We start from the raw sequence: 15,662 nt of genomic DNA on the forward strand, positions 1-15,662 counted from the left end.
GTGCGTGAAGCTGAGCGTGATCATGCCGGTCTACAACCGCGAACGCCATGTCGGCTCGGCGCTGCGCTCGCTGCTGAGGCAGCGCGATGCCGCCGATCTCGACATCATCGTTATCGATGACGGTTCGACCGACAGTTCGGTGGCGGTCGTGCGCTCGCTGATCGCGGAGGCGCCGTGCATTCGCCTTTTCCAGCAGCAGAATGCCGGGGTGACGCGGGCACGCAACGCGGGCTTGCGGCAATTGCTGCCGCAGACCGGGCTGGTATCGTTTCTCGATTCCGACGACATTTCCCCGCCGGGCCGCTTCAAGGCGGATCTGGCCTGTTTCGACGCAGACCGCACCCTCGAGCTCACCTATTCGCGCATGACGCTGGTCGACGACATAGATGACGATACGCTGGAGCCGACAGCCGACAGCCACTCGGTGACGGTTCGCGGCATTCACCTGTCTCCCGCTATCTTCGTCCGGCGATTGGTCGAACGCATCGGCAGCTTCGACGAGGATTTCCACCAGGCCGAGGACACCGACTATCTGCTGCGCACTTTCGAAAGCGGGCCGAAATTCACGATGCCCGACACTGTTGCGCTCTATTACCGGCGCCATCCCGGCAACATGACCAGGCAGGCCGATGTTCCTTTTCGCGAATTCATGCGCGCCGTCTACAAGTCGATGAAACGGCGCGAGGCCGACCGCTCCTTGCACCCTGTCGACGGCATCTTCGATTTCAAGGAACTTGCGAATTGGCGTTTCCTGTGATGGCCAGCTACGGCGTCGTCATTCCGGCCTTCAACGCGACCGCCACCATCGCCGAGACGCTGCGATCGGTCGCGGCCCAGACGGTCCAGCCCGACGCCATAATCGTCGTCGATGACGGCTCGACCGACGATACGGTCGCGGTGGTCAATGCGCTGGGCATGCCGGTGCAGGTGTTGCGCCAGGACAATGCCGGACCAGGCAGCGCCACCACCAGGGGCATCGCCGCGCTGGCGACGCCCTTCGTCGCCACGCTCGATGCGGACGATCTGTGGCTGCCGACCAAGATCGAAAGGCAGCTGGAGCATTTCGAGCGGTTTCCCGCGACGGCAGGAGTCTTTGCCCACTGGCGGACGTTTCGCGATGACAAGCCCGATGTGCAACAGGACGTGGCCGTGGCGGGCTGGTCGCGCACGACGATGATGATCCGCCGGGAGGTAGCCGAGGCCGTCGGTCCGATCATCGACCCGCAAGGCGGTCGCGGCGACATGGTCGACTGGATCGCCCGTGTCCGCGAGGCGGGCTTTGCGCTTGCCATGCTCGACGATGTCCTAACCTTGCGCCGCATCCGGCCCGACAGCATGTCCTATGGACGCGACCCCGTGCGCGACCGCGGTTATGTCGAAGTCGTAAGGCTGGCCATGCAAAGGCGAGCAGCGAAAAAGGCGAGCGCCGACTGATGGCCAATGCCATGCGCCGTATCGGCCGTCGGTTTCCGGACTATGGTTGGTCATGGCCCACTGGCGGCCTCGACCAGTTGCTGAAGGCCGCATTGCTCCCCGATGAAGAGGCGGCCGGGGGCTATGCGGCGCGCTGGCTCGACGAGAACGATATCGACCATGCTGCTTTCCGCGAGCATCGGCTGCTGGCCGCGATCTCCGACAGGTTCGGCCGCAAGCTCGCTGGGCATCCGGCCTATCCACGTCTTGTCGGCCTGCAAAAGATGCTGTGGACCAAATCGCGACTGGCTGCGCGCGAGGCCGAGCCGGCGCTACAGGCCATGATCGACGCCGGCTGCGCGGTGATGCTTATCAAAGGCGCCAGCCGCATCGCCGTCAACGCGTCGGCGCAGCGCGGCCGGGTGGCGCATGACATCGACATACTGGTGCGCTCGCAGGCCATGATTGCCGCCTTCGATGTGCTTAGCGAACGCGACTGGCAGATCGCCACCGGCGTCAGTCCGCAATATCTGCGCACCAGGCTGGCGTCCTTGCGTTCGATGAATTTTTTCAAGGGCAGTTTCGGCGACATCGACCTGCACCAGCTCGCTTATGACGGGTCGCAGCAAAGCGCGGAAGATGATCTGGCGATCTGGCAGCGGGCGCTGTCAGCCGATTTCAATGGCGTCCGCGTGCTTGTGCCCTCTCCGGCCGACCGCATGGCGCTCGCCATCGCACATGGCGGCCTCGATGCCCACACCCACAGCGACTGGCTGGTCGACTGTGCGGTCGCCATCGAGAGTGGCGCAGTCGACTGGGGCGTGTTCGCCGACATCGTCGCCAAGCGGGGCCTCGCCGTCGCCGCGGCGGTGGCGCTCTCCTATCTCTGCCTGGAGATCGGCATTGCGGTGCCGGAGGCCGAACTTGCAAAGACGATTGAGTTGGCCGACCGCGCCGGCCTGTCGCGCTGGTCCTCGGTGCTGCAGGCCAAGCCGCGCACCGATTTCGGCGGCCTCGTTTGGCTGTCGCGCGGCTTTGCCAAGCAGTTGCGCCTCAAACGCAAAAAGGGCCGCCTGCAGCAGCCGACGCCCGCCGTCTGGCGCGGCAGGCCGACATTGCGCAAGGCAAGAGCGACGTCGGCGCCGTTTGCACTTTCCCAGCCCCTGCCGCGTCCGGACAGGACTGGAGCGATGGTGCTGGACGTCACCGTCAGGATCGTCGTTCCACCAATCCGGCGCCGCATTGAGATGGAAATCAATGCCGGCGGCGGCCATGTCGCCCGCCTGCGTTCCATGGTGATCAGCCGCGCCGGCGGCGGACGTGTGCTGCGCTTTCGCGGCAAGGTAACGGTGGACGACACCGGCCGGCCTCTGGTGATCGAGGCACGGCCATCGCGCCAGTTCCGCAACTGGGACAATGAGGCCGAAGTCGCCGCCTATGGCGCGCTGCCGTTCCAATTGCTGTCGGCAAGGTTTTCACCCACCTGAGAGCGGGTGGCTGTTTCCATGAAACGGTGAACCACTGTGGCCCTCTCAGACGCCATAGCGCTCGGTGCGGATGATTTCCGCTGATATGCCGGCGTCGATCAGCGCCTGGGCAGCCGCCGAGACGAAGGCGTTCGACCCGCAGACGAAGGCGAGCGCCGGCGGCCGCGGCAGCCGCGTGAGCGCCTGCATGACCATTGCCGTGTCGATGCGCCTCGAATAGTCGGACGGGCGCCGTACGGCCTCGCGCGTCAGCGTCAGCACCAGCTCGAACCCGTCGCGGCGGTCACCGAGACCGATCAGCTCGTCGCGGAAGATCACCTCGTCCCAGACCCGCACCGAAAACATCAGCGCCACCGGCACCGCCGATTTGCGCAAGGTTCGATGCCGCACCATCGCCATCAGCGGCACCACGCCGGAGCCGCCGCCGACCAGAAGCAGCGGCCCGCCATCCCCATCGGACCAGACGAAATGGCCGCCGAGCGGCCCGCGCAGTTCGATCTCGTCACCGACCGCGGCGACGTCGTGGAAGAAGGGCGAGACTTCACCGTCGTCGAGCTTCTCGATCGCCAGCTCGATCGTGGCGCCGCTCTCCGGCGCCGAGGCGATGGAGTAGGAGCGGCGTGCCTGGTAGCCGTCAGGCGCGGTCAGCCTGACATCGACATGCTGTCCGGCGCGATAGGCGAATCGCCGTGACAGCGCGAAGAAGAAACTGGTAACGCGTGGCGTCCGCTTTTCGATCCGGGTGATTTTCGCCGTCTGCCAGGGAGATTGCGGCGCTTCGCTCATGGATCGCCGCTATAGCGCTGCTCGCGCCACGGGTCGCCATAGATGTGATAGCCGCGCAATTCCCAGAAGCCCGGCTCGTCGCGCTCGGTGAACTGCAGCCCGTTCAGCCATTTGGCCGATTTCCAGAAATAGAGATGCGGCACCAGGAGCCGCGCCGGGCCGCCATGGTCGGCCGTGATCGGCTTGCCCTCATAAAGCAGCGCCACCATCGCCTTGCCCGCGGTGAGATCCTTGGCCGGCACGTTGGTGGTGTAGCCGTCATAGCCATGCGCCAGCAGGAAGCCGGTCGGCGCTTCGATGCCGGCATCGGCAACGATGTCGTCGACCAGCACGCCTTGCCAGGCGGTATCGAACTTGGTCCAGGCGGTAACGCAATGGATGTCGCGCGTCATCTTGGTCAAGGGCAGCGCGTTGAACTCGGCCCAGTTCCATTTCTTGATCGGGCGCGGCCCGTGCTTGAGCGTGAACGACCAGTCCTCGGTGCGCACGCGCGGCGTCGGCCCCGCCGACAGCACCGGAAAGCCCTGTTCGAGATACTGACCGGGCGGAATGCGCGCATCGGTCTCCGTCGGAGGCTTTCGACCGGAGGAAAAACCGCGAGTGACCATCGGACCGTCCGTTTTTAGCAGGCCATCGCCGGCCTGCCGTAATGTTCTCGAAGATGTCGCGGCGGGCAACAGGAATTTTGGCGGGGCCGTGCGGCAGGCCTGCCGATCGTTCAGCGAGCCCGCCGAATCATGTCTCAACCGGCGGCGAAGGGTACGGCGACGAAGATTTGTGTGTCGCCCCGGTCGACCAAAAGCAGCACCGACTTCCGGCCCGATCTGCCGGCCTCGGCGATCGCCTGGTTGGCTTTCCGCGCATTCCGCACCGGCGACTGGTCGACGGCGACGATGACGTCGCCCGGCTGCAGGCCCGCATTGGCGGCTGCCTTGTCCGGATTGACGCGCTCGACCACGGCGCCACGCTGGGTCCGATCACAATGTCGTCAGCGGCCTTCGGTGCCTGAGATAGGTTGTGGCGATCTCGCGCATCCGGTTGCCGTCGAAGCTCGGCCCATGGCCGCCATGGCCGAGGCGAACAGGCAGGTCAAGGAGCCGCTGCATGGTACGGCGATAATCAGGCCGGGAGGAATCCGGCAGGTCGTCGATCAGCGTGGAATCGTAGATGGCGTCGCCGGCAAAGAACAGGCCGTCTGCCTCGTCGAACAAAGCGATCGAATCCGGCGAATGTCCGGGCAGATGCAGGACGCGGAACTGCCGGTCGCCGAGGTCGACGGTGTCGCCCTCGTCCAGCGTGCGCGTCAGCGGCGCCGGCGGAATCTTGTAGTCGGCCGCCGTCCAGCCCGGCGCCGGCAATTTCGAAACGGCGCCGTCGAGATTGCAAAACATGTAGGCGTAGGTCACTGCCTCATTCATGGTCTCGAAATGCTCGGCACTGTGCCGCGGCCCGGCGCGCAGCGGAAACTCGTGCAGCGAGCCGACATGGTCGAGATGGATGTGGGTGGCGACAACAATGAGCGGCTTGCCCTCGGGCGTGTCGATCTCAGGCGCCAGCGGGCAGATGCCCATGCCGGTGTCGACCAGCAGGTCGGCGTCGCGTCCCCTGAAATGCCAGATGTTGGCGCGCACGAAATCATGCACGAACGGCTCGGTCAGCATCGTCGTGCGGTCGTCGATGATCGTCTTGCCGAACCAGTCGCCGACAACGCGCTCGCCACCAAAACGGGTGCCGCCAAAACGGCCGCCCATCAGACGAAGGGCTTTCCCACCTTGTATTTTTCCGGCACCAGCCGCTTCAGGTAAGCCATGCCCGCTTCCGACAGCTGGTTGACATCGGGCTTCATGAAATCGTCGGGCATATGGCGCGTCTTGCCGGCGACGTTCTTCAGCGGCACCTTCTTCAGCACAGTTTTCGTGCCGTCATATTGCAGCGCCACCGAGCCACCGCCTTCGTCGGCAACGGCAACCGCGAAGGCGCCGGCGTCGAAAGCCTCCTGCGCGTCGACGGCGCTGATCGCGCCGACATAGCCGCGCGGCATGTAGCCAAGCGCATCGACGCGGGCGCGCTTGCCGGGGAGGCCTTCGGCGAGCGCACGTTCCAGAGCTGACGGCAGGTCGCTGCCCGACAGTTTGACGTTGCCATGCGCGTCGCGCTCGAGCTTGTCCGGCGGCACCAGGCTTTCGACCAGCGCCTTGCCGTCGGCGGTGCTGACTCCTTCGGAGACGGCGACGATGCAACGCTTGTGGCGGTCGAGCGTGGCGCGCACGTCGTCGATGAAACCGGCGGCGGAGAACGGCCGTTCCGGCACGTAGACCAGATGCGGGCCGCTGTCGGGATCGAGCTGCCAGGCTGCAGCCGCCGCGGTGAGGAAGCCGGCATGCCGACCCATTACGATGCCGACATAGATGCCGGGCAATGCGCGGAAATCGAGATCGACGGACAGGAAGGCGCCGGCGACGAATTCGGCCGCCGAGATGAAGCCCGGCGTGTGGTCGTTTTCCTCGAGGTCGTTGTCGATGGTTTTTGGCGCATGGACGAAAGCAATGCTGCCGCCGGCGGCGTCGGTCAGAATCTGCTGCGTGCCCGACGTGTCGTTGCCACCGATGTAGATGAAAGCGTCGGCGCCGGCCTTCTTCAACCCGTTGAGGATGACTTCGCAATAGGCAGCGTCGGGCTTGTCGCGTGTCGAGCCGAGCGCGGCACTCGGCGTGCCGGCGATCAGCCGCAGCCGGTCCTCTGGGATGGCGGAGAGGTCGACATAGTTGCCGTCACGAATGCCGCGTACGCCGTGGAGCGAGCCCAGCACCTTGGCGCCGGGATGGCGCTTGCGGACTTCCAGCGTGGCCCCGACAACCGTCTGGTTGATGACGGCGGTCGGGCCGCCGCCCTGTGCGATGACAAACGTTCCAGCCATGCTCGATCTCTCCCGGCGCTGTGGTTTTCAAGGCACCTTGGCCTAGCTTGCCGCATCGCGCAACGGGAGTTTCCAGCGGCGCCAAACCGCCGCACAGGATCAGACGACCACGACCGGGTTCTTCTTGGAAACGCGGCTGTAGAGGTCGATGATATCCTGGTTGATCAGGCGCACGCAGCCCGACGACATCGCCTGGCCAATGCTCGCCCATTCCGGCGAACCGTGTATGCGGTAGCCGGTGTCCTTGCCGTCCTGGTAGATGTAGAGGGCGCGTGCGCCGAGCGGGTTGGTGAGGCCACCGGGCTGGCCGTTTTGCCATTTCACCAGTTCCGGCTTGCGCTGGATCATCTCCGGCGGCGGCGTCCAGGTCGGCCATTCCTTGCCGTACTGGATGTTGGCGCGGCCGGACCAGCGGAAGCCGTCCTTGCCGATGCCGACGCCGTAGCGGATGGCGTCGCCGCCCTCCTGCACCAGATAGAGCTTTCGCTCCTGCAGATGCACGACAATGGTGCCGGGCGCCTCGCCGGTCTCGTTGACGACGATCTGGCGGCGGAACTCCGGCTTGACCTTCTGATAGGGCACCGCCGGCACTTCGAAGCCGCCATCGTTGAGCGAGGCGTACATGACATCAGGGCCGGTGACGTTCTTGTCGACGCTGATCGCCGGACGGATCGGCCGCACCGAGCCGGTGACCGTGTCATCCAGCTGGAATTGCGGCAGCTCGAGCGTCGAAGTGCTGCAGCCGGCCATGCCGAGCAGCGTCATGGCGCCGGCCCCTGACAGGACGAAGCGGCGGGAATAGAGATGTTCGGTCTCGTTTGCGTCGCCATTTGCTGGCGGCGTCACATTCTGCGGCAACTCACGCATGCACCCAAACCCTACGCTGTCGGCGGGAAACACGGTCCGGCCGGATGGCAGGCAGTTTCGCCAAACATGGTTGAAAAAGGGTGAAGGCCCAACGACCGGTCTTAAGCCTGTGCCGCCAATAGCCGCAGCGATCTGGCGAAATGGTCCGCCGTGCATTTTTGGGAGAGGGCTCTTTACATTCCTCCGCACACGAGGATTTATCCTTTTCTTTGCGCTCAAGGAGACAAAGATGTCGTTCGAAAACTGGGCCGCCTTCGCCGCCGCCTCCACCGTTCTGCTCATCATTCCCGGCCCGACCATTCTTCTGGTCGTGTCCTATGCGCTGGGCCAGGGCTGGCGCACCGCCTTGCCGATGGCCGTCGGCGTGGCGCTGGGCGACTTCACCGCCATGACCCTGTCGATGCTGGGCATCGGCGCGCTGCTGGCCGCGTCGGCGACCGTGTTCACCATTCTGAAGCTGATCGGCGCCTGCTATCTGATCTATCTCGGGGTAAAACTGTTTCGCGCCGGCGGCGCGCTCAAAGCCGAACCACCCACAGATGCCGTCTCGGCCGCCAAGATGATGGCGCACGCCTGGCTGGTCACCGCACTCAACCCGAAGAGCATCACGTTCTTTGTCGCCTTCCTGCCGCAGTTCCTCAATCGGGAAGCCGATTTCTGGACACAGATGCTGATCTTCGAAACGACCTTCCTGGCGCTCGCCTTCGCCAATGCCTTCGGCTACGCGCTGATTGCGGCGCGCGCCCGCAACGTCGTACGCAACCCCAAGGCGATCCGCATCTTCAACCGCACCGGCGGCACGCTGCTGGTCGGCGCCGGGATCGCCACGGTGGCGATGCGCTCGGGCCATTAGGAACTGCGGAGCATCAGGGCCGATATGGCAGTAAGAGATCCATTCGGCCTAATGTTTTCGGGCGCGACCGAGGCCGGGTTTTCACCCTACAGCCAGGCCGTTCATGAATTGCAATGCTTCGTCGGCGACCCGGTCGGCTCCGTTGACCGCGCCATATCGGCGGATCCCGGTTTCGTCATGGCGCATGTCTTCAAGGGGTATCTGTTCGGCCTCGCCACCGAACGCGAGGCAACGGCGGTCGCCCAGGCATGCCATGCTGCGGCACTGCCGCTTGCCGCGACGCCGCGCGAACAGGCGCATGTGGCGGCCCTTGGCCACCTTGCCGAGGGACGCTGGCATGACGCCGCGCGCCTGCTCGAAGATATCGCCATCGACAACCCGCTCGACGCGGTGGCGTTGCAGGTCGGCCACCAGATCGACTTCTTCACCGGCAATGCCCGCATGCTGCGCGACCGTATCGGCCGCGCGCTACCGTCCTGGCAGAGCGGCATGCCAGGTTATCACGCCATTCTCGGTATGCAGGCCTTCGGTCTCGAGGAGATGGGCGACTATATCAGAGCCGAAAGTTTCGGCCGACAGGCGATCGAGATCGAGCCGCGAGACGGCTGGGCGCAGCACGCGGTCGCCCATGTCATGGAGATGCAGAGCCGGCAACGGGACGGCATCGCCTGGATGCGCGCCAATCCCGAGGCGTGGACCAAAGAGAGCTTCCTGCAGGTGCATAATTGGTGGCATCTGGCGCTGTTCCACTACGATCTCGGCGAGACCGACGAGGTGCTCAAGCTCTATGACGGGCCGATCTATGGCGAGCGTTCGACGCTGGCGCTGAACATGGTCGACGCCTCTGCGATCCTGTGGCGGCTTTATCTCGGCGGTGTCGATGTCGGCGACCGCTGGGCAGCGCTCGCTGCCAACTGGGCGCCGAAGGCTGGAGCCGGCAATTACGCCTTCAACGATGCGCATGCGATGATGGCATTCGTCGGCGCCGGTCTCGAAGCGCCGGTCAAGATCTTGCTCGAAGCCCAGCACGAGGCGATGCGCGGCAGCGACGACAACGCCGCCTTTACCCGGGATGTCGGCCAGCCACTGACGGAAGGCATCAAGGCATTCGGCGAGGGCAATTACAGCGAAGCGGTGCGCCTGATCCGACCGATCCGCGCCATTGCCCATCGCTTTGGCGGCAGCCACGCCCAGCGCGATGTGATTGATCTCACGCTGATCGAGGCGGCGTTGCGCGCCGGCGACACGGCGCTTGCCTGGGCGTTGACGGCCGAGCGCGCACTGGTCCGGCCGGACAGTCCGCTGTCGGCGCTGTTTTCGCAACGCGCCGCCAATTTGTCAGAGAATTGACCCGCGGCGGATCTTGTTTTAAAAACTGGCAAGCCAGATTTTTTCGAGACCCGAAAAAATTAATGGCAATGGGAGGAATGCATGTATCTCGGCCTCGATCTCGGCACGTCGGGCGTCAAGGCGCTGTTGATCGATGCCGGGCAGAAGATCATCGGCTCCGGCCATGCTTCGCTTGACGTATCGCGGCCGCATCCCGGCTGGTCCGAACAAAACCCCGCCGACTGGATCCGCGCCTGCGAGACGGCCATCGCCGAGCTGAAAACGTCGCACCCGAAAGAGCTTGCCGCGGTCAAGGGCATCGGCCTTTCCGGCCATATGCATGGCGCCACCTTGCTCGATGCCGGCGACCAGGTGCTGCGCCCCTGCATCCTGTGGAACGATACGCGCAGCCACGCTGAGGCCGCCGCGCTGGATGCCGACCCGCGCTTTCGCCAACTCACCGGGAATATCGTCTTCCCCGGCTTCACGGCGCCGAAACTCGCCTGGGTGAAGAACAATGAGCCCGCGGTTTTCGCCAAGGTTGCAAAAGTGCTTTTGCCGAAGGATTACCTTCGGTTCTGGCTGACCGGCGAGCATATCTCAGAAATGTCGGACTCCGCCGGCACCTCCTGGCTAGATGTCGGCAAGCGGCGCTGGTCCCCCGAATTGCTTGCGGCGACATCGCTCGACGAAAGGCAGATGCCGTCGCTGGTCGAAGGCACGGAGAAGGCCGGAGCCTTGCGCGCCGAACTGGCCGCCAACTGGGGCATAGCATCAGGCGTCCCGGTAGCCGGTGGCGCGGGCGACAATGCGGCTTCAGCCTGCGGCATGGGCACGGTCGGCGCCGGCCACGCTTTTGTGTCGCTGGGCACATCTGGCGTGCTGTTTGCTGCCAACGCTTCCTACCTGCCCAATCCGGCAAGCGCGGTGCACACCTTCTGCCATGCCCTGCCCAACACCTGGCACCAGATGGGGGTCATCCTGTCTGCGACCGATTCGCTGAACTGGCTGTCGGAGATTTCAGGCAAGAAGGCCGGCGAATTGACCGCCGAACTTGGCGATGTGCTGAAAGCGCCGAGCGGGGTGTCGTTCCTGCCCTATCTCTCGGGCGAGCGCACGCCGCACAATGATTCCGCCATTCGTGGGTCCTTCACCGGACTGGCGCATGAGTCGAGCCGCGCGGTGCTGACGCAGGCCGTGCTTGAAGGCGTCGCCTTCGCATTCCGCGACAGTCTCGAAGCCTTGAAGACCGCCGGCACGGATTTGACGCGGGTGACGGCAATCGGCGGCGGCTCGCGCTCGCGCTACTGGCTGAAGGCGATCGCTACGGCGCTGCAGGTGCCCGTGGACATTCCGGCCGACGGCGATTTCGGTGCTGCCTTTGGCGCGGCGAGGCTTGGTCTGATCGCGGCGACAGGGGCTGATCCGCTGGCGGTGTGCACGGCGCCGAGGACGGATGCGACGATCGAGCCGGATGCTGCGCTTGGCGGGGCGTATGCCGATGCGTACCAGCGCTACCGGGCGCTATACCCGGCGATCAAAGGCATGACCGCGTGAGTCGGCGCGAGGCACCCCCCTCTGCCCTGCCGGGCATCTCCCCCGCAAGGGGGGAGATCGGCAGCGTCGGCGGGTATGCCAGTCTTGTAAGGTGGGTGATTAGCGAAGGCGTGGATGCCAGCCAATCTCCCCCCTTGCGGGGGAGATGCCCGGCAGGGCAGAGGGGGGTGTCTCGCGCCACCCTTAATCGATCACTGCGCCGGCACCTTGTCCAGAAACCCGGTGACGCTCTTCAGGCGCCCATTTTCGATAACACCGATATCGGTGCCTTCGATAACCGACGGCACGCCTTCCGGCCCAAGATTCCACGAGAAGCGGATGCGGTCGCCAAACCCGTCCGGCGTACCCTTCAGCGAGAACCGGAAGCCGGCGAAGCGCTGCTGTACGCCGTCGATCAGCCCAGCAACGCCGGCGTGGCCGTCGCCCTGCATGAGCGGATCGCGGTAGCTGACGTCTTCGGTGAAGGTGGCCTTGAGCAGTTCGGCACGGCGATCCGCATCGGCCTCGTTCCAGGCGGTGATGTAGTTCTGGGCGATCGTATTGAGGTCGGTCATGGTCTGTCTCCTTCGTTGAGTGGCTTTGACACGAGGCTTTTCACCCCAAGCGAGAGCGAAACCAATTACGCCTGAGGTAATCAGGGTGAACTATTCGAGAGAGGACAGAAATCATGAGCAGCGGATTTTTCGGCGACATCAAAGCGATCAAGTATGAGGGGCCGGATTCCACCAATCCGCTGGCCTACCGCTTCTACAATCCCGACGAGGTGGTGGCCGGCAAACGGCTGGAAGACCATCTGCGCTTCGCCGTCGCCTACTGGCATTCTTTCGCCTGGCCGGGCGGCGATCCCTTTGGCGGCCAGACCTTCGACCGGCCCTGGTTTCCCAAGGCTGGCGGCGTCGACACGATGGAACTGGCCAAGCTGAAAGCCGACGTCGCCTTCGAGATGTTCTCGCTGCTCGGCGCGCCCTATTTCTGCTTCCACGACGCCGACGTGCGGCCGGAAGGCAAGGATTTCTCCGAAAGTGCCGCGCGGCTCGACGAGATCGCCGACTATTTTGCCGCCAAGATGAAGAAGACCGGCGTCAAACTGCTCTGGGGCACGGCCAACCTGTTCTCCAACCGCCGCTTCATGTCGGGCGCCGCCACCAATCCCGATCCGGATGTCTTCGCCTATGCGGCGGCGACGGTGAAAAGCTGCATCGACGTCACGAAGCGGCTGAAGGGCGAGAATTATGTACTGTGGGGCGGGCGCGAGGGCTATGAAACGCTGCTCAACACTGATCTTGCTCGCGAGCAGGAGCAGGCCGGGCGCTTCCTCAGTCTCGTCGTCGACTACAAGCACAAGATCGGCTTCAAAGGCACGATCCTGATCGAGCCGAAGCCGCAGGAGCCGACCAAGCATCAGTACGACTACGACGTTGCCACGGTCTACGGTTTCCTCAAGCGCTTCGGGCTGGAGAAGGAAGTGAAGCTGAACATCGAGCAGGGCCACGCGATTCTTGCCGGCCATTCCTTTGAGCACGAGCTGGCGCTGGCCAATGCGCTCGGCGTCTTCGGCTCGATCGACATGAACCGCAACGACTACCAGTCGGGCTGGGACACCGACCAGTTCCCCAACAATGTGCCGGAGATGGCGCTGGCCTATTACCAGGTGTTGCAGGCCGGCGGCTTCAAGACCGGCGGCACCAATTTCGACGCCAAGCTGCGCCGCCAGTCGCTCGACCCGCAGGACCTGCTGATCGGCCATATCGGCGGCATGGATTCCTGCGCACGAGGTCTCAAGGCAGCCGCCAAGATGGTCGAGGACAAGGCGCTGTCGGGTCCGCTGGCCGAGCGCTATGCCGGTTGGAACACGGCCGAGGGCAAGGCGATGCTGTCGGGCAAGCGCTCGCTGGAAGACATCGCCGAGCGCGTGGTGAAGAAGAAGATCGAGCCGCAGCCACGCTCCGGCCGCCAGGAGTTGCTGGAAAACATCGTCAACCGCTACGTCTGAGGGCGGAAAGCCGATTCGTTGTGCTCAAGGGTGGCTGGATAACATTCCGGCCGCCCGGAATGGGGTTTGCGCAAGACCCTATCCGACGACAAGGGTTTGCCCTTTGGCGCCCCTCAATGACCTCGCTCTTGCCTTCAAACTGCCGTCACGTATCTCGTATAAGGATGCGGTTGTGGCGGGTGAAAAGGAAGGAGGCGAACCGATATGCAGCATGAACGCGAAATCGACGCCCTGCTCTCATCCGGCGAGACCGGATCGATCATCGACCGGCTGATGGCGCTGCCGCGGCCGACCGACAGCGTGAAAAACGAATGGGATCGTGCTGTCAGCAGCCGATTTGAAGTCCGTCTGGCGAGGCAGATGCGCTCGCAGATGGACGCCGGCAGCGATCGACAGAACGCAGCCTGATCTCCATTTGTCCGTGCATGTCGTAATCCCAAAACCGCGACACACTTTTGGGCGACATGCATCAACCTCGGCGCAGCCTGACCGGGGCTTCGCCGAACGCTCTTGAAAACGCTCTGGAAAATGCCGCGGCGGACGAGAACCCCGTCCGCCCGGCAATATCCGCCATGGCGATCCGCGTGTCGACCACCAGCCGCCGCGCCGCGCCCAGCCGCAGCCTGAGATAATATGCGCCCGGCGTCTCGCCGATCGACTTGCGAAAAATGCTCTCCAATGTCCGCGCCGTCACCCCGGCGCGTTTTGCCACCGCGTCGATGGTCAGCGGCTGGTCGACATGCGATTCCATCAGCCGGATAGCCTGCGCCAGACGCGGGTCGTAGCCGTCGAGCCGGCCGAGCGAGACCAGCGGCTGCGCGTCGGTCGCGGCGCGCGCCTGGTCGTAGATGAAGACGCTGGCGACATCGAGCGCGACGGCCATGCCGAGCCGGGTGCGGATCAGATGCAGCATCAGGTCGAAGGTCGGCGACGCCCCGCCCGAGGTGAACACCGGTCCGTCGATGACGTAGCGGTCCGGACGCACGTCGACGCCGGGAAAGGCGGAGGAAAAATCCTCCATGTCTTCCCAATGGGTGGTGGCGCTGCGGCCTTCGAGGAGGCCGGCGCGCGCCACCAGCCATGTGCCGGCCTCGACGCCGCCGCAGGCGCGAGCCGCGCGGGCCGCTCGCCGTAATCCGGAAAGCAGAGCCGATGTCGCGTAATTCTGGGTGCCGAAGCCGGCGACGACGACAAGCACATCGGTCGGCTCGGCCGCATCGAAGCGGCCCCTGACCGCCACCGGCAGGCCGCATGTGGTGACCGGCGCCTCGCCGGTGACCGAGACCAGTTTGAAATCGAACAGCGTCTCGCCTGAGATGCGGTTGGCGGCGCGCAGCGGGTCGACGGTCGACGCCACGCACATGATGGACGAGCCTGAAAACACCAGCAGCGTCACCTTGAGCGGCGATCGCTCAGCGCGAAAGATGGTCGGTTTTTCGCTTTTGATCACGAGAGCTTCGTAAATTGCAAAACAGTTTCCGGCAAGTCGGTCATTGTTAGGGTCTGTTTCTATGGGGAGGAGATGTCCATGCCGCTCGCGATGAACCGTGAGGTTTTCATTACCTGTGCCGTGACCGGGTCCGGCGGCTCGCAGGACCGCTCCCCGCATGTGCCACGCTCGCCCAAGCAGATCGCCGATTCGGCGATCGATGCGGCCAAGGCCGGTGCCGCCATCGTCCACTGCCATGTCCGCGACCCCGAGACCGGCAAGCCGCGCCGCGATGTCCATCTCTACCGCGAAGTGACGGACCGCATCCGCGCGGCAGAAGTCGACGTGATCCTGAACCTGACCGCCGGGATGGGCGGCGACATGGTGTTCGGCTCACCGGAAGCGCCGCTGCCGCTCAATGAAAAAGGCACCGACATGGGCGGCGCCACCAACCGCATGGAACATGTGCGCCAGTGCCTGCCGGAAATCTGCACGCTGGATTGCGGCACCATGAACTTCGCCGAGGCCGATTATGTCATGACCAACACGCCCGGCATGCTGCGCGCAATGGGCGGCATGATGACGGCGCTCGGCGTCAAGCCGGAGATCGAAGCCTTCGATACCGGCCACCTCTGGTTCGCCAAGCAGCTGGTCGAAGAAAAGGTCTTGAATCCCGACGCGCTGGTGCAGCTCTGCATGGGTGTGCCGTGGGGGGCGCCGGACGACCTCAACACGTTCATGGCCATGGTTAACAACGTGCCGTCGACCTGGAACTGGTCGGCCTTCGCCATCGGCCGCAACCAGATGGCCTATGCAGCCGCTGCAGTGCTCGCCGGCGGCAATGTCCGCGTCGGTCTTGAAGACAATCTCTGGCTCGACAAGGGCGTGCTGGCCACCAATGCGCAGCTGGTCGAGCGCGCCGCCAGCATCGTCACCAATCTCGGCGCCAGGATTCTGGGACCCGAGGAAGTGCGCAAGAAGCTCAACCTGACCAAACGGGCGCCGATCGCAGCAGCTGCGTAAAACGGGAG

The 15,662-nt window shown here is 64.5% G+C and carries 16 protein-coding genes and 1 pseudogene; 9 read left to right on the plus strand and 8 right to left on the minus strand.

Annotated elements, in window-relative coordinates:
- Positions 1-4: 4 nt before the first annotated feature.
- Genes NLY37_RS25455 through NLY37_RS25465 form a run of 3 tightly spaced genes read left to right on the plus strand, consistent with a single transcriptional unit; the run spans position 5 to position 2,900 of the window.
- Positions 5-757: a glycosyltransferase family 2 protein gene (locus NLY37_RS25455; protein ID WP_023725907.1), complete on the plus strand. Its 753-nt coding sequence runs from the start codon at positions 5-7 to the stop codon at positions 755-757.
- Positions 742-1,434: a glycosyltransferase family 2 protein gene (locus NLY37_RS25460; protein ID WP_245260052.1), complete on the plus strand. Its 693-nt coding sequence runs from the start codon at positions 742-744 to the stop codon at positions 1,432-1,434. The genes NLY37_RS25455 and NLY37_RS25460 overlap by 16 nt, the downstream gene beginning before the upstream one ends.
- A complete protein-coding gene (locus NLY37_RS25465; protein ID WP_023742565.1) occupies positions 1,434-2,900 on the plus strand; it encodes a nucleotidyltransferase family protein in 1,467 nt (488 codons plus the stop codon). Before NLY37_RS25460 ends, NLY37_RS25465 begins: the two co-directional genes overlap by 1 nt.
- Before the next feature lie 45 nt (positions 2,901-2,945).
- On the opposite strand, the gene NLY37_RS25470 is transcribed toward NLY37_RS25465, so the two are convergent.
- The 6 genes and pseudogenes from NLY37_RS25470 to NLY37_RS25495 form a co-directional block, all read right to left on the minus strand.
- Complete coding sequence (locus tag NLY37_RS25470; protein WP_023703620.1) at positions 2,946-3,686, minus strand: FAD-binding oxidoreductase; 741 nt, start codon at positions 3,684-3,686, stop codon at positions 2,946-2,948.
- Positions 3,683-4,294, minus strand: coding sequence for a molybdopterin-dependent oxidoreductase (locus tag NLY37_RS25475; protein WP_023742564.1), 612 nt, complete (start codon positions 4,292-4,294; stop codon positions 3,683-3,685). The genes NLY37_RS25470 and NLY37_RS25475 overlap by 4 nt, the downstream gene beginning before the upstream one ends.
- A gap of 134 nt (positions 4,295-4,428) precedes the next feature.
- Positions 4,429-4,656 (minus strand): annotated as a pseudogene (locus tag NLY37_RS25480) (PDZ domain-containing protein); the annotation flags it as partial.
- A gap of 7 nt (positions 4,657-4,663) precedes the next feature.
- Positions 4,664-5,437 carry an MBL fold metallo-hydrolase gene (locus NLY37_RS25485; RefSeq protein ID WP_031246393.1) on the minus strand — a complete coding sequence of 258 codons (774 nt, stop codon included), beginning with the start codon at positions 5,435-5,437 and terminating at the stop codon, positions 4,664-4,666.
- Positions 5,437-6,603 (minus strand): diphosphate--fructose-6-phosphate 1-phosphotransferase, encoded by a 1,167-nt coding sequence (locus NLY37_RS25490; RefSeq protein ID WP_023742561.1) that lies wholly within the window; start codon positions 6,601-6,603, stop codon positions 5,437-5,439. The genes NLY37_RS25485 and NLY37_RS25490 overlap by 1 nt, the downstream gene beginning before the upstream one ends.
- A gap of 99 nt (positions 6,604-6,702) precedes the next feature.
- On the minus strand, positions 6,703-7,470 hold the full coding sequence (locus NLY37_RS25495) for a L,D-transpeptidase (protein WP_023668871.1): 768 nt from the start codon (positions 7,468-7,470) through the stop codon (positions 6,703-6,705).
- Positions 7,471-7,699: 229 nt separating this feature from the next.
- Between NLY37_RS25495 and NLY37_RS25500 the strand changes: the two genes are divergently transcribed.
- The 3 genes from NLY37_RS25500 (at position 7,700) to xylB (ending at position 11,209) form a co-directional block, all read left to right on the plus strand.
- Complete coding sequence (locus tag NLY37_RS25500) at positions 7,700-8,323, plus strand: LysE family translocator (RefSeq protein WP_023742560.1); 624 nt, start codon at positions 7,700-7,702, stop codon at positions 8,321-8,323.
- Between the two features lie 24 nt (positions 8,324-8,347).
- Positions 8,348-9,673: a tetratricopeptide repeat protein gene (locus tag NLY37_RS25505; RefSeq protein ID WP_023742559.1), complete on the plus strand. Its 1,326-nt coding sequence runs from the start codon at positions 8,348-8,350 to the stop codon at positions 9,671-9,673.
- Positions 9,674-9,754: 81 nt separating this feature from the next.
- Complete coding sequence (gene xylB, locus NLY37_RS25510; protein ID WP_023742558.1) at positions 9,755-11,209, plus strand: xylulokinase; 1,455 nt, start codon at positions 9,755-9,757, stop codon at positions 11,207-11,209.
- 191 nt (positions 11,210-11,400) lie between these two features.
- On the opposite strand, the gene NLY37_RS25515 is transcribed toward xylB, so the two are convergent.
- A complete protein-coding gene (locus tag NLY37_RS25515; RefSeq protein WP_023689938.1) occupies positions 11,401-11,763 on the minus strand; it encodes a nuclear transport factor 2 family protein in 363 nt (120 codons plus the stop codon).
- 113 nt (positions 11,764-11,876) lie between these two features.
- Here NLY37_RS25515 and xylA point away from each other — a divergent pair, with 113 nt between their 5' ends.
- Positions 11,877-13,202 carry a xylose isomerase gene (gene xylA / locus NLY37_RS25520; protein ID WP_023684279.1) on the plus strand — a complete coding sequence of 442 codons (1,326 nt, stop codon included), beginning with the start codon at positions 11,877-11,879 and terminating at the stop codon, positions 13,200-13,202.
- Between the two features lie 204 nt (positions 13,203-13,406).
- Positions 13,407-13,610 carry a hypothetical protein gene (locus NLY37_RS25525; RefSeq protein WP_023668865.1) on the plus strand — a complete coding sequence of 68 codons (204 nt, stop codon included), beginning with the start codon at positions 13,407-13,409 and terminating at the stop codon, positions 13,608-13,610.
- A 61-nt stretch (positions 13,611-13,671) separates the two neighbouring features.
- Here NLY37_RS25525 and NLY37_RS25530 read toward each other — a convergent pair whose 3' ends face one another.
- Positions 13,672-14,652: a GlxA family transcriptional regulator gene (locus tag NLY37_RS25530; RefSeq protein ID WP_023668864.1), complete on the minus strand. Its 981-nt coding sequence runs from the start codon at positions 14,650-14,652 to the stop codon at positions 13,672-13,674.
- Between the two features lie 78 nt (positions 14,653-14,730).
- On the opposite strand from NLY37_RS25530, the gene bcoG reads away from it, so the two are divergent.
- Complete coding sequence (bcoG, locus tag NLY37_RS25535) at positions 14,731-15,654, plus strand: 3-dehydrocarnitine:acetyl-CoA trimethylamine transferase BcoG (RefSeq protein WP_023742557.1); 924 nt, start codon at positions 14,731-14,733, stop codon at positions 15,652-15,654.
- Positions 15,655-15,662: the final 8 nt, after the last annotated feature.

Source organism: Mesorhizobium sp. C395A (assembly GCF_030323205.1).
Taxonomy (GTDB): domain Bacteria; phylum Pseudomonadota; class Alphaproteobacteria; order Rhizobiales; family Rhizobiaceae; genus Mesorhizobium.